We start from the raw sequence: 13,464 nt of genomic DNA on the forward strand, positions 1-13,464 counted from the left end.
TAAATCGCGCGCTTACCATTGATCACGCGCGAGCGTGAACTTTACGCCCTGTTCGATTTCTCGCGCTTCACCTCGCGGCGTCTCCTGCAGTTCGGTTTCTTGATGGGCCACGCGCCGGTCGTAAAATTCCAGGTCGAAACCACCGAAGTGATTTGCAAGGTCTTGACCGTAGTCATTTGAACCGGGATGTGTGTTGGACTGTGATTTAAAAGAATAGCTCATATCATTTACCGTAACTGAGTGCGCCCTCTTCGTCAGACACTTGAAGGAATGCCTGCAATCGCGCGAAGTCGCCCAAGTCCCGACGCTGCGCCGATATCGCCTGCACAGACGCGGACAGGACCATGATCGGTTTGAATCCGAACTTCGTTATTGCACGATCAACAGCATGGCAAATAATGCACCCCGAATGTCGCTACAAACTCGGCTGAATGACAAACCGATTTAAGAAGTAGTAACCTTTTTGTCGTTTGTTCGGGAATATCGCGAGATACTTACACAAAAAAAGAGCTACGTTGCGAAGCAGCATAGCTAAATCCCTCACTTCAAAATCCGAATTCAGACCAGATCAGCAGCATCTGGTTTGAAAATTTTGGACAACTTCTTCCAGTCGCTGATGCGGCCGATCGTCGTCTTGAACGTCATCATCGGCAGGTAGTAGCGGATATACCAGACCAACAGCACCAGGTTGATGTAGAGACACCCGACGCCCATGTATGGCGTGAACATCTTATCGAAACGATGGTTCAGGATGATTGCGTTGTACCAGACCACAAACGACACCGGCAGCAGGACCAGTAGGCCGATCGGCACGAAGAGGCCAAGCACGAGAGACAGGCCGCCCAAGATCTCAAGCGTCTTCACGATGTGGAAGAAGTGCGTGTGAACCATCGTGACAAGCAATTCATTCGACGCATGGAGCGTGCCGAACGGCTGCGGAAAGATTGGTCCCATCCCGAGTACGGTGCGCCAATAGCTGGTGCCGCTCACCACCATCCAACCGCCGAGATACAGGCGACAGAAGGTCAGAATAATTTTGCCGACGAGTTGAGCCGTCGTCCTACGATCATCGTTAGACATATATGCTTTCACCGTTTTGTTTACGACCCGCTTATTTGGAGCCCCGCTTTTGCGCGGCAACCTCAGTGTTCGCCGCCTGTTCTTGCACCGGAGCCGTGAGACGATCACGTCGAATGATCCAGCCCGACCCGTCGAGCTGGAATACATCAACGACGTCTTGTGCGGCCTGACCGCGCGCGGCGCCAATCGTGTGGTAGACAGCGACGTCAAAGCCTTCAACGATAATCTTCTTCACGTGATCGGGGATCGGCTCGCCATCCCGGTGATCGACGGTCTGGGGCGCGGTATCAATCGCTTTAGCCGAGAAGTATTCCTTGTAGGCCTCGCTCCCATGGCCCTGCGCATAGGCCATGTCCATAAATTCGTGAACGACCTCATGGGGAAGTTTGCCGGTGCCTGCGTGCCACTTCCAACGTGGATCCGAATGGAGATCGTGCGCAATCCAGCCGACGAAAATGAATCCGACAAGCATTGCTGCTACACGTCCCGTCCAACTATCGAGCCATCCATCTGCTTGCGCGATGAACTCGGGCGACGAAAGACCACCCTGAATGTTTGACATCCTTTCTCCTTGGCACATTGCAATAGGAACCTTGAGCCCGCTGCCCCGGTCCGCGTTTTGTATTCAATTTAGCATATCTAATGCTATAGGCAAACAAGAAGCCTTGTAAACGTGGGGAAAACCCGATTTTGACTTCCGACCCTAAGAAAAATGAGTCCCTATTGCACATTACTTTGCATCGCTAAGTAACAAAGTCATGCCAAATGGATCACGCGACTGTCATCTAGTGGATACCCTTAAGCAACATTTTGGTGCTTTTTCCACACAACTTATGCAACAAAGAATATCATTTTGAATTCGTACACCCCATATCTCGGCGTGTCACGGTGGGTCGGCAGCCCGCCCTACGACCAATATCAATTTTTGGAGGCTTCCAGTGCGTAAACTTATTACCTGCGGCGCAATTGCCGCAGCAGCATTCGCGCCGATGATGGCTCAAGCGCAGCAGAGCAGTGTCACACTGTATGGCGTGGCCGATGTGTTCATGGGTTATTTTGCCAACTCCAATGGGCAGCACGTCATCAGCATGAACAGCGGTGGTGCAGGTGGTTCGCGCTGGGGCTTGAGGGGCCAGGAAGATCTCGGTAACGGTCTATCGGCAATCTTCACCCTCGAAAGTGGCTTCAATATCAACAACGGCACCTCAGGCCAAAGCGGCCGTCTGTTTGGTCGTCGTGCGTTTGTCGGCCTGCATAGCGCACAGTACGGCGAGTTGATCGCCGGTCGCCTCCAGACGATGGGTTACGATTGGGGTGGCACGTTCGACCCGATACTGCTCGCACCGGGATCCCCGCTGGGTTCGATCGGCGGTGAGAATCCGCGTCCGTGGCTGTTCAACATGCTGCAAGACCCGGCACGGTCGGACAATTCGATTCAGTACACGAGCCCGACATTTCGCGGCTTGACCGGCACGCTAACCTATTCTTGGGGTGATCCCTCCGATCCGCTGACGGCTCAAGCCTACCAGCGGCACTTCGAACTCGCGACGCTGCGGTATGAAAACGGCCCCCTGATCACGGAATACGGTTTCGGCCATAGCCTTCAGAACCAAGCTGCCGTGGCTCGCAATACATACGAAAATGTCCTTGGCATCCGCTACAACCTGAATTTCATGGAATTGTATGCCTCGGGCCAAATCCGTACCAACGATCCAGGCTTCGTTGACAAGGGGTGGCAGGTTGGCTTCACGGTCCCGACCAGCCCTTTCGGCACGGTCCGCGTCTCGTATGGCGAGCTGAGCGACCAGAATCTCACTGCGAGCGGCACACAAATCACGACGCCGGTTAAAGTCGGAGACTGGTTCATCCGTTCCGCTGCTATCGGCTACACCTACTCGGTTTCGAAATCCACTATGCTCTATGGCTTCGTCAAGAAGCTCTGGAATAGCGGTATCGCAAGTCAGTCGATTTACCCCCCGGGGGGCTTGGCTACTACCGGTCAGCACTCGAATGTGACGGCTATCGGTCTGGGCATGTCGACGCGCTTCTGAGCGTAGTTGCTGTTGCAATTGAAAACCCGCCGAACGAACTGACCCCGCGAAGTCGGACAGTTAAAATCTGGCGGGCCATCAAGGCCTGAGTCCTTTTCTGAATAGGACTTAGGCCATTAATTTTTCCTGACGCGTTCGTGGTTGTTGTAGTGGATGTATCTATCCAGCGCGCGTGCAATTGACCGGCGCACGCAAAACGTTCGAGCCCGGCGGATTCAGACTGAGCGCGCCGAAGAGGCTTGCCATGGCCGCCTTATCGAGGCAATCGCCCTTGCGGGACATGCTTTGCACGTGGCTGCGGCGGTCCTGCAGTTGACGATAGGCTGACGTGCAGCGGTGTCAGCACTGGTCTGAACGCTGCAGTGGCCACTCCTTGCGTGGGAGTGCGGTCTGTGCGTTCTTCAACCTCCGCTGGCCAGTTCGTAGCTGAGTCGCTGATCCATCCGGAAGCAACGATTTCTCCGTTGTATGAATCCATCACCGGCGACACATAGAAGCTTCGGCCCGTCGACGTTAGAGCCGGCTACATCGGAACCCACTTCTGGACGGGCCACCGGCGCGGTACTTGATCAACTGTCCAGCCTGCCGGATCGCCTCCATGACATGCACATCGCCGTAACGCGCCCGTGATGATCATAGTCGCTCCGGAGCTCGACTGTGAGGTCCGCGTACCGGACGCTCGTCCCCAGAGTAGCGTCCCTGAAAAGGCTCGATGCGCTGCTGCAGGCAAAGCACCGACGGCCTAAACCGGGCATCGTGGCCAATGACCTTAGTGCACTGGCCGGCCAGGCGATGTTCCCGGTAGCTCGCCCCCGGGTCGGATCGCCCTGCCACCCATGCCATAACGCGCGGCCGACGTTCGTGTGCTCGCGCCCGGCTCCAGATACCACTGAACTATCTGCCGCCGAAACTGCTCGTTGTACTTTGCATCCAAAGGCCGGATCAATATCCAACTACAGGGGCGCGGTTCACGCGAGCGGTCTTTCCAGTCGAGGATCGCCGCGGTCAATGGCGCGCGCCACCCGCAGGAGTGGCAGTCTCTGCACGCCGTTGTGCGACGATCGCGCCTGCGCGTAACGCGCTTTCAGGGTAGTGAGACCAATCGTCGGACTGATCGTAGCCCGCCCGCTGCCATTCGATCACCTCGGCGCGCACCTGGGCGCGCGTCAGCGGCGCTGTGGAATCGTACGGTTGGGCGAGCGCCGCAACGGACGCAAAGCAGCACGCTGCGGCAAGGGCGCCGAGCGCAATACGCGGAAGAGAGGTCATGGCAAGGCCTTTTTTATCGGGGATATCCCTGAGAGTATAGGCGCTGTCTTGACAAAAAAAAGGCAGATCGAAACAACATTCATTCTGCCTGATGTGTACCGCCGAGACCCTCGAAATGTGGCTCCAGCAAGCGGCGCGCCGACTTGGTGCCCTACTTCCTGCGCCGCCGAGGCAAGCTTCGACAGACCGCCGGCTTCGCCGCAGTCCTTCGTCCAGGCGCGAATTTGGACCTTGCGGCCATGGCCGGCCCGAGGTGTTTGATGGATCGCCTAGCATCGAGCCACGCCGCAATTGTCAAAGGAATACGCGGCGCAATCTTCTGGCTGCCGTCCATCACAAAGGGACGTGAAGGGCGGGAAGCCCGCATCGCGTCTTCAATGCGGCGGAGTGGATGTCGGGCACCGTCGTCGCTTCTTCACGACATGCGACGCTATGGAAAACGTCGGGACGCTTGAAATCTGCTTCGCCAGTTTCGCATTCCGGCAATACTGCTTCTCGATGACCGTCAGCGAGATGATCCGCACCGTTCATCCCCCTGCAATTCGGAAAGGCGAACGAGGTCAAACTGAATCCGTGAAAACAGATCTTCTGCTTTCGCGTTTGTAATGTCTCTTGCAAATTGCTTCCAGAGTCGCCGCTCGATCTCACGCCGACGCGACGGTGCACCTGACGAGCGCATCGCCCCTCGCCCGGTCAGCTTATGCATCCATCCCGCTGGTCGCCCCATAAACACCAACATGATCAAAGATTGCGACGACCGGTTGAATCCGCCTTTCCTTTCCTGCTCTACCGCTCTCAGGGCGCGTTCAGCGGGATGGTTGTCGATCTCGACTATCCCCTCGTCGACGTACATTGTAAGCGCGGGCCACTGGTTGAGCGCGTAGTTGATGGCTTTGTCGGTATCGCCTTTCTGCGACATATGACTCAATGTCGAGCGCAGCCAGGTCTCGAGGGCGTCGAGTAGCGGACGCGCCTGCTCCTGACAGACACGTCTTCGCACGTCCGTGGCTTGCCGCGGATCGCGGGCTCAATTGCATACAGCTCGCCTCCGGTGTAGCGCCCAGCCCTTCGGTATTCCGCCTCCTTGCACCATCCGGTTCTCCGGGCTCAGTTCAGTGCCTAGGCTTTTTCTCTTAACGGTTAGGCTCGACGGTATCGTCCGCAAAGTCTAGTCGACAAGCAGATCGGGCCGAATGTGAAGCATGCGAAGCGCACATCGCGATCGTGGCCATCATAATGGCTAGCCTAAACTCCGCCCGAAATTGTCGCTGACTGCGGGTGCGCATCCGGCGCTCATCGTTTTAACCGAGATCACTTACCGCAGCTCGGCACCTTCATCGTTCGGAAGACGGAGGAACGCAGGCATTGACAGACAACTCAACGCCCCGACGATAAAGAACATCATCGGAAAATCGCTCATCGTCAAATGCTCCGCACTATGCCCGTGAGCCCGCGCACTAAACGTCAAGCAGGAAGCGCATAGTGCGACACCAATACTCATCGACGTCTGCTGCATCATAGTTGAAAGTGCTGTTGCCTTGCTCATGATGGCCTTCGGGACGCCGGAATATCCGACCGTATTCATCGTGACCATTCCAAGCGAATTGGAGATGCCAGCCGCGAAGAGCACGGCGCACATGAAATAAATCGACATTCCGGGCGAGAACAAACCATAAGCAGCAAATGCGGCACCTGACAGTACCGTCGCTGCAATCATAAGAGGTTTGAATCCGAATCTATTAATCGCCCGTCGCATAATTGGCCGAATCCCAAAGGCTCCAACCGAAAGCCAGGCACTCGTCAATCCGGCCTGAATAGGCGTGAATTCCAAACCGACCTGCAAAAGCAGCGGAACGAAAATCGGAGACGATCCGACCGCTATTCTTAATGGCATACCGCCGATATTTGTGATGCTGAATGCTTTATATCGGAATAGGCTGGGCGGAATGATCACGTCAGCACGATCTCGACTATAGATCCAATAGGCGATTGATGCCACGATACCAATGCTTGTAACAAAAATTGTAGCGCTCAGAGAAACAAAATTGTGCCCGATAGTTTCCAGGCCGCAGACCACTCCAGAAAGTCCGATCGCCATCAAAACAAAGCCGGTGACATCAAACGGTTCCCTTTTTTCTGATCGCGAATCCGGCACAAACTTTAGTGACAACAAGATCCCCAGCACGCCGAAAGGGATGTTGAGCAGGAATATCCAGCGCCATGACGCCAGCGTGACGATGAAGCCTCCGAGGAGCGGTCCCAAGACACGACCGATGGTCCCAGGCACAGTAAACCAGACCATTGCCATTACCAAATGTGCAGGCGGAATGCTGCGCAAGAGAATCAACCGGCCGACTGGCACCATCATTGCGCCGCCAAGGCCCTGCAATACCCGGAACAGAACTATTTGAGTGATAGAAGTTGCGGCTCCGCACAGTGCCGACGCCACCGAGAATATCGCAACTGCCGAACAGAAAACACGGCGGGTACCGAAGCGATCCGTGAGCCAACCGCTCGCGGGCAGAAACAGCGCTAAACTTAAAAGATACGCGGTGATGGCGAAGTTGAGGTGAAGTATCTCGACGTTCAACGACGTAGCAATCGATTGAAGTGCCGTGCCCAATATCGACGTATCGATTGCCTGCAAAAACATCGGCACAGCGACGATCATAGGAATCAGTCGCGTCTGCCGAGAGGGCGACGCCGTTTTGGCGTCCTGCTTTGCCCCGAGGATTATATTTTCGTCACTCACCGAATTATCTAACGCTTTCCTATCTGACGCCGATAGGTATCGAGAATTATGGGATCGTAGTTCCGGAAGAATTGCTCTCTGACGGGCTCCGTCATAGATTCCATCCTTGCAATTTCCTTTGGCGAGAGGCTCTGAACGATCATTCCATGATGTGCAAGTGTGGCTCTATCTGCCTCGGCCTGTTCTCGAACCAGGTCGCGTTCATAGCGCCCTGCTTCCACCGCTGCGTGTTGCAGAACATTCCGGTCCCCAACCGACAACCTTTGCCATATTGCGGAGTTAGCAACGACTGCAATCGCGCTATAGGAATGATTCGTCACCGTCACGCTCGACTGAACATCATACAGATGGCCAACCAGGATTTGGGAGTAAAAGTTGTCTTCGGCCTCCACTCGTCCCGACTTCAGAGCCGGATATAGATCGGGATACGGAAGACCAACGACCTTGGCACCTAAGGCCTTAAACGTCTCCACAAACGCCGGTTCCGGAATCACACGAACCGGACGGTCAGTCAGATCATCAGCGTGTTTGAATGGCTGCCCCGACGTCGTGATCTGCCGGAATCCGTTTTCCCACCAAGCGAGACCCGTCAGTCCATGGCCTTGGAGACGCGACAGCAATTCCCGGCCAAAGGGACCGTCCAGCAGTTCATGCGCCTGGCGATCGCTGTTGACCACGAACGGAAGGTCCATGATTTCGAATTCGCGTTCGAGATGACGCAGCGCCGGCGTAACCAGCAGCATCATATCGGGAGCACCAGGCCCCCCCTTTTGCAATGCCTTGATCTGGTCTTCGGGCGATCCAGGAACCGTCGCTCGACTTACTGTCACTGCCAGGCGTCCGTTGGACTCCTCGTTGACGAGTTCCGCGAACCGGATCATGCCGCGCACTGTCGGTTGATCCGAATTCAGGGGCGACCGATATTCCATGATCGTAAGCGTTTGCAGCGGCTGTGCATGTACCCATATCGGCTGTGCAATCAAAAGCGTTCCGAGCAGCGCCCCGGTAATGTGATTGCAAATATGCTTTAGCGACCATATCGACTTGGAACGTGTAAATCGCTTCGTCATGTTTCCAGCGTCCTTCGAGACGGTGAAGTGAAGGTACGGGTGCGCTGTGGACGGCGCGTCAATCTTTATATCGCCTTGATACCGCGGCCCGGATCATCATCGCCAAAACAATGATCCCGGCGCCCAGGGGCGGACCATAATCATAAAGACGTAGATGACGCACGAAGAAAATTGTCGAAGTGGAAATTACAATCAGCGTGACCGCCACAACAACCATAAAAACAACAACGAAATCCCTCTTCACGACTCACCCCTCGGCTCAAGTCCTTCGCGTTTCATCCCGTCCCAAAACCAAAACGGCTGCGCCTTTATACGGCAAAAATTTGCATAGTATCCACCGTATGCCAGCAAGAGTGCGCCGTTCAGGAACAACTCCTGAAGGCCAGTGAACAATTCACGCGGATCAGGCGAGACGAAGAGATTCAGAAAGACGATCGTCGTACTGATACCCGCCATGACGATCAGCGCAAGCGGCACCCCTATATCGAGTAGCAGCGACGTACCGAGTATGACCTCAACATACTTGATCATTTGATAGAACCCGACGTCCGCCATCGCACCGATATACGCACCAACTTTGCCTGCGTGGCTGAAATCCGGCACGTATCTAAAAATTACGTAATAAAGTCCTGACTCAAGATAGTGGAACGCGAAATACAACCTCCCCCACATGACTAGGTACTTCCACGGTGATTCGTGTGCCATCTTCATCGTACTTTCCTTTGATACAGATAAAAAGACTACGTCACCTATGCGAGGCAGCGAACCCTCACTTGGGGTAATCAGTTGCAATTTCGTATATCCGATTTACAGACTTACGCGACGTCCGGCCAGCAAATGCTCGACAACGCCTTCCAGTCGACGATACGGCCGATCACCGGCTTGAACATCAACATCAGGAGCAGTACCTGGTGTGCCACACCATCATGTACTGGCACCTTTGCGGAAGCCTCTCCATGAACTCCGGTAAAGATTTCATGCCGGAGCTTGCCTGTGTCCGCGTACCAGTGCCAATGCGGGCCGAAGTGGAACTCGTGAGCGATCTGCACGATGAACAAGACCCCAGAAGTGCAACGCCCCACATCCATGCAAACTGTCGAACCAGGCGCTTACTCGAGTCGCAGTGTGCTGCTCAAGCAGAGTTCCCCGTGGCGAACCAAACATACTCCCCGCGGGCTCAACGACGAAAGAACCGCCCCGCAGATTTTGTATTCAATTTAGCCTATCCAAAGTATAGTATATCGTCGCGTCGCGCGGACGCAGGGAAAACCCGCATTCTGATTCCGACAGCTCATTCCGGGAGGCAGGCGCAGGTCTAGCGAAAAAATTCGCTCAAATTCCAATACTCATCGGGAATGTTAACCAGGTTAAACCTTGAGGGCCGGGCCGTGCGTGTATGGTATATCTTCTCGCCTACGATATTGCCGGCATAAAGAGCTAGCTATCGCGTGTGTCTGCAGTGATCAGAAGCAGGCTACTTGCGGATTCGATGTGTTTTTAGATTTGGTAGCGAACATATTCGATTCCGCAAGCCGCGAAGTGTCGTTCGGCAGTCCTGCCCTTCGGACAAGCGTCAAAATTAAAACGATCAGGAGACTATCTTTCGTGAAAAGGACCAGGTACAGCGCGCTATGCGCAGTCGCTTTACTCGCGGGCACCAACTGGGTTTATGCCCAATCCAGCGCAACCTTGTACGGCATCGTCGATGACAGCCTGAGCTACAACTCCAACTCCAATGGGCACTCGCTCTGGTCACTAGCCAGCCAAAAGCGTTGGCCGAACATGTGGGGGATGACCGGAACAGAAGATCTGGGCGGCGGTCTGTCGGCAGTCTTCCGATATGAAACCGGTATCCAGTTGAATACTGGCGGTTCGTACACGCGTCAAACCTGGGTTGGCCTGTCGGACAAGAAGTACGGTGTGCTCACGTTGGGCAAGCAGTATGACGCCGCTTACGGTATCGTGCCGTTCACCACGGCGATCGACAACTCGACGACGGCGGCGCACGCCGGCAATTACGACCGCGGTACCGGTCTGACGCTGAACAATACGATCAAGTACCAAAGTGAGCCGATTGCCAACACGCGCGCGATGCTGTTCTACAGTTTCGGCTCGCCCGACTCCGGGACGACGAACACGGGCCGGGGTGTCGGCGGCAACCTCGTCTACTCCAACGGTCCGTATAACCTGTACCTCAGTTATCAGAGCATCAACGGCACGACGATTAACCCGGCGACTGACATTGGGGTTCATCGCATGTTCGGCCAGAATTTTTCGGCGCGAAGTTTCCTCCTCGATCACAGCAATGTATTGGGTGTCGGCGCGATGTATCGGACCCAAGACCTCAAGGTTACGGCGACGTTCACGCAGACGAAAATGGCGTTCCACAACATCACGGAAACGATGTCGAGTTACGAAGTCGGCGGTCGCTATAACGTCATGCCCGACGTCATCGTCCAAGGCGCCTATTCCTACTCGACCATGGACCAATACAAGTGGGACGTCTTTGCTGTGTCATCGGCGTATCTTCTGTCAAAACGCTCGCAACTCTTCACCACGCTTGTGTATCAACAAACGGGCGGCGATGGTCAGGTCGCTGTCCTAAATGGAGAATCGCCGTCCACGACGAACAAGCAGCTCGTGTTGCGTGTCGGTATCTTGCATAAGTTCTGATTTGCTGAAGCCCCGGGGCGGCCGTGGAGGCCCCGTCGTAATACGTTCTAAATAGAGTGAGAAAGCGTCATGGCGCCAAACGAAAATGCAGAGGCTTTCAAGCCACCGATCGACAATCCCACACTCGAAATCGTGAAGATGGCGCGAGGCGTTGGGATCGAAAATCTGCCACAGCAAACACAACGTCGCGTCAGATCGATTCTGCTGGATACGATCGGCTGTGCGGTTGCCGGCTCAACAACAGAAGTTGGACGGATCGTCGCCGACTATTGTGCTGGAGAGCACGGACCTCTGGAAGCCACTATGTTGGGCCATAAGCCCGTCAGCCTACTGAGCGCCGTTTTCGCAAACACGATCTTCGGAAACGCCCTTGATTACGATGCATTCGGTCCTGAAGGACATATGGCAGTCGTCGTTGTACCTGCCGCCCTTGCAGTAGCGGAAGCCATCGACTCTTCCAGCGACGACTTGATCACCGCTATTGCGCTTGGAATGGAAATGGGGGGCCGTCTCGGTGCCGCCCTTCGCAGGCCGACTAAATCGAAGGCTCCGCTGACGGGACATACCTTTGCAACGATTGGTGCTATGGTCGCCGCCGGTCGCCTTTTGAACCTTTCTGAAAACGAATTTCTGAACGCGTTCGGTATCGCAGCCTACTCCGCACAGATACCGACCCTCCGGCGGTTCTTCAGCAAGTCCCAGGATGCGATGACAAAATATGATCATATCGGTTTGGCGGCGCGCAATGGAGTCGAGGCTGCACTGCTGGCCCGCCGCGGCTTTACCGGCGATCAATCTGTCCTTGAGGGCGACTATCCGTTTTGGCGATTATCCGGCGCCGAGGGCTGTGACTGGGACCATCTTCTCACGGGGCTCGGTGAAGTCTGGAAACTCGATACTGTCGAATTCAAGCCCTACCCTGTCGGCACCGGGTCTGTACCGATCATCGAGCTGTTGCTCGGTCTCATTTCCAATAATGATCTGACCATAGGCGATCTCGATCATGTCGAGGTCCTGACAAGAACACACTATCTTCATCACGAGAAAGATGTCAGCACCCCCATCGAAGCGTGGACCGACTTGCGATACGGCCTGGCACTCGCGATTCTTCGCGTTCGTCCCTATCGCGATTGGTATGAGGCTGAAAACATCTCAAACCCCGTCGTCCAGTCGATGATGAAAAGGATTAGCATCTTGCCGCTAAATACGGGCCCCGGACGATGGTCTACAGAGATTACTCTGCAGACCCAGGACGGGCGTTCATTTACCGGTAGCCAGCACGGAGCTTCTCCCGTAACAAGGGCGCAGATCGTCGAGAAGTTTCGAGACAATCTCGACGGATTCGGATTTGACACGGCCAAGGCTGTACGCCTCTGTCAAGACGCAGATCGATTCTCAGTACGTTCTGTCGCGTCCCTCTTCTCTGTCGTGTGAGCAACAAATGGTAGAAAATCTCGACGTTGCAAGTCTTCTCGGAACGAAGATCGCGATTTCCATTGGGGCCGCTGAAATTCCGATTACGCCTTTTCGCGCGCTATCCGGTTTCCGCAATCATGTAACCGTGTTCTATGCATTGATCCGCGATGGAAATGACCGGTGCGGATTCGGCCATGTGCAGCACATGACGCGCGAGGCTTCGTTGGATGCGGCGCATGCCGCTCAAGAGCTATTGAGAGCACAGAGCATTAAACTCTCCACCCTGATCGCTATCGAAAGAAGCGAAGAACGGCATTTCGGTCGGGATTCGAATAACGCGACTCGCGCGGCAGCATGCGCTATTAGTCTTGCAGCGTGGGACCTCTTAGGTAAGATCCTCGATGTTCCGGTTGCGCATCTTTGGGGCGGTTTCGCTCGTCCGGTGCCCTGTTATAGCAGTTACCACCTCGCATTTGCAGCCGACGACGATCTTGAAGCGGCGGCCACTCACTGCTTTGAAGAAAACTTCACTCGCGCGAAAATGATCGTCGGAGCCCAGCCCTTCGAGGTAGATATCAAGCGCGTCGAGCGCATGCTCATGATGTTCGGTGCGGACAACCTGGCGATCGACGCGCTTCGTCGCTGGACGCCGCAACAGGCGAACGATTTCGTCAAGCGACTTTCGGCCCCGCTGTTTTGGGTAGAAGATCCCGTTGCCTATCCAGAACTTAACCGTGTATCGGTCGCCTCGCCCGTTGCCGTTGGTGAGATTAGCACGAGCGTCTCCGAGCTGCTGCTCCTCGCCGAGTCAGGCGCTACCCATATGCTGCTCGATATGGGACTCTTGGGCGGTCCATTGCGTCAACTCGAAGCCGCCCGCATTCTAAACCGCATCGGAACTCGCGTCGGCTCCCATGCCTATCCGTACTACTCCGCGCATATCGCCTGCGGCGTGGACGATCATCTGCCCGTAGAAGTATTGGACTGGGGCGACTGCCTGTTCCACAAGGTGCCGCGTCCCGACGGAGTTGGCAGCCTGGCCGTTAGCGGAACTGGCTTCGGCCTGGACGTGGATCGTTCCTTCTTGGAAAACCGCTGCTACTGGTCCGTTGAGTTTTAATCCATTTAGCATTTTGGACTATTTGCTAACAGA

Annotated in this window: 13 protein-coding genes and 1 pseudogene; 4 read left to right on the forward strand and 10 right to left on the reverse strand. The window is 55.2% G+C overall.

Annotation, left to right across the window (positions count from 1 at the left end):
- Nucleotides 1-12 precede the first annotated feature (12 nt).
- The 3 genes from OKW35_RS38705 to OKW35_RS38715 all read right to left on the reverse strand — a co-directional run bounded on the left by OKW35_RS38705 (nt 13) and on the right by OKW35_RS38715 (nt 1,642).
- The gene (locus tag OKW35_RS38705; RefSeq protein ID WP_184062782.1) at nt 13-222 is read right to left on the reverse strand and encodes a hypothetical protein; all 210 of its coding nucleotides are present in this window, start codon (nt 220-222) and stop codon (nt 13-15) included.
- Nucleotides 223-558: 336 nt separating this feature from the next.
- Complete coding sequence (locus OKW35_RS38710; protein ID WP_027197785.1) at nt 559-1,080, reverse strand: DoxX family membrane protein; 522 nt, start codon at nt 1,078-1,080, stop codon at nt 559-561.
- Between the two features lie 31 nt (nt 1,081-1,111).
- Nucleotides 1,112-1,642 (reverse strand): hypothetical protein, encoded by a 531-nt coding sequence (locus OKW35_RS38715; RefSeq protein ID WP_260321307.1) that lies wholly within the window; start codon nt 1,640-1,642, stop codon nt 1,112-1,114.
- A 376-nt stretch (nt 1,643-2,018) separates the two neighbouring features.
- Between OKW35_RS38715 and OKW35_RS38720 the strand changes: the two genes are divergently transcribed.
- Nucleotides 2,019-3,131 carry a porin gene (locus tag OKW35_RS38720; protein ID WP_184062784.1) on the forward strand — a complete coding sequence of 371 codons (1,113 nt, stop codon included), beginning with the start codon at nt 2,019-2,021 and terminating at the stop codon, nt 3,129-3,131.
- Between the two features lie 1,005 nt (nt 3,132-4,136).
- On the opposite strand, the gene OKW35_RS38725 is transcribed toward OKW35_RS38720, so the two are convergent.
- From OKW35_RS38725 to OKW35_RS38755, 7 genes and pseudogenes are all read right to left on the reverse strand, one after another.
- Nucleotides 4,137-4,400 (reverse strand): DUF4148 domain-containing protein, encoded by a 264-nt coding sequence (locus OKW35_RS38725; protein ID WP_184062786.1) that lies wholly within the window; start codon nt 4,398-4,400, stop codon nt 4,137-4,139.
- Nucleotides 4,401-5,145: 745 nt separating this feature from the next.
- Nucleotides 5,146-5,447 (reverse strand): annotated as a pseudogene (locus OKW35_RS38730) (IS66 family transposase); the annotation flags it as partial.
- Nucleotides 5,448-5,715: 268 nt separating this feature from the next.
- Complete coding sequence (locus tag OKW35_RS38735; protein ID WP_429554831.1) at nt 5,716-7,071, reverse strand: DHA2 family efflux MFS transporter permease subunit; 1,356 nt, start codon at nt 7,069-7,071, stop codon at nt 5,716-5,718.
- A gap of 89 nt (nt 7,072-7,160) precedes the next feature.
- A complete protein-coding gene (locus tag OKW35_RS38740) occupies nt 7,161-8,222 on the reverse strand; it encodes a DctP family TRAP transporter solute-binding subunit (RefSeq protein WP_429554832.1) in 1,062 nt (353 codons plus the stop codon).
- A 58-nt stretch (nt 8,223-8,280) separates the two neighbouring features.
- The gene (locus OKW35_RS38745) at nt 8,281-8,466 is read right to left on the reverse strand and encodes a hypothetical protein (protein WP_429355402.1); all 186 of its coding nucleotides are present in this window, start codon (nt 8,464-8,466) and stop codon (nt 8,281-8,283) included.
- On the reverse strand, nt 8,463-8,933 hold the full coding sequence (locus OKW35_RS38750) for a hypothetical protein (protein WP_027197791.1): 471 nt from the start codon (nt 8,931-8,933) through the stop codon (nt 8,463-8,465). The genes OKW35_RS38745 and OKW35_RS38750 overlap by 4 nt, the downstream gene beginning before the upstream one ends.
- A 104-nt stretch (nt 8,934-9,037) precedes the next feature.
- A complete protein-coding gene (locus tag OKW35_RS38755) occupies nt 9,038-9,271 on the reverse strand; it encodes a hypothetical protein (RefSeq protein ID WP_429554833.1) in 234 nt (77 codons plus the stop codon).
- Nucleotides 9,272-9,827: 556 nt separating this feature from the next.
- Between OKW35_RS38755 and OKW35_RS38760 the strand changes: the two genes are divergently transcribed.
- The 3 genes from OKW35_RS38760 (at nt 9,828) to OKW35_RS38770 (ending at nt 13,431) form a co-directional block, all read left to right on the forward strand.
- Nucleotides 9,828-10,895: a porin gene (locus tag OKW35_RS38760; RefSeq protein ID WP_184062794.1), complete on the forward strand. Its 1,068-nt coding sequence runs from the start codon at nt 9,828-9,830 to the stop codon at nt 10,893-10,895.
- Between the two features lie 69 nt (nt 10,896-10,964).
- Entirely contained in the window at nt 10,965-12,329 is a 1,365-nt protein-coding gene (locus OKW35_RS38765) for an MmgE/PrpD family protein (protein ID WP_429554834.1), read from the forward strand.
- A 7-nt stretch (nt 12,330-12,336) separates the two neighbouring features.
- Nucleotides 12,337-13,431 (forward strand): enolase C-terminal domain-like protein, encoded by a 1,095-nt coding sequence (locus OKW35_RS38770; protein ID WP_429554835.1) that lies wholly within the window; start codon nt 12,337-12,339, stop codon nt 13,429-13,431.
- The last annotated feature ends 33 nt before the right edge of the window (nt 13,432-13,464 follow it).

The organism is Paraburkholderia sp. MM5477-R1, from assembly GCF_050436385.1.
GTDB lineage: Bacteria > Pseudomonadota > Gammaproteobacteria > Burkholderiales > Burkholderiaceae > Paraburkholderia > Paraburkholderia tuberum.

Bases quoted from the DNA above. Each gene is read 5' to 3' on its own strand.
- OKW35_RS38705 (WP_184062782.1), bottom strand. From the start codon at position 222: ATGAGCTATTCTTTTAAATCACAGTCCAACACACATCCCGGTTCAAAT.
- OKW35_RS38710 (WP_027197785.1), bottom strand. From the start codon at position 1,080: ATGTCTAACGATGATCGTAGGACGACGGCTCAACTCGTCGGCAAAATT.
- OKW35_RS38715 (WP_260321307.1), bottom strand. From the start codon at position 1,642: ATGTCAAACATTCAGGGTGGTCTTTCGTCGCCCGAGTTCATCGCGCAA.
- OKW35_RS38725 (WP_184062786.1), bottom strand. From the start codon at position 4,400: ATGACCTCTCTTCCGCGTATTGCGCTCGGCGCCCTTGCCGCAGCGTGC.
- OKW35_RS38735 (WP_429554831.1), bottom strand. From the start codon at position 7,071: ATGATCGTCGCTGTGCCGATGTTTTTGCAGGCAATCGATACGTCGATA.
- OKW35_RS38740 (WP_429554832.1), bottom strand. From the start codon at position 8,222: ATGACGAAGCGATTTACACGTTCCAAGTCGATATGGTCGCTAAAGCAT.
- OKW35_RS38750 (WP_027197791.1), bottom strand. From the start codon at position 8,933: ATGAAGATGGCACACGAATCACCGTGGAAGTACCTAGTCATGTGGGGG.
- OKW35_RS38765 (WP_429554834.1), top strand. From the start codon at position 10,965: ATGGCGCCAAACGAAAATGCAGAGGCTTTCAAGCCACCGATCGACAAT.
- OKW35_RS38770 (WP_429554835.1), top strand. From the start codon at position 12,337: ATGGTAGAAAATCTCGACGTTGCAAGTCTTCTCGGAACGAAGATCGCG.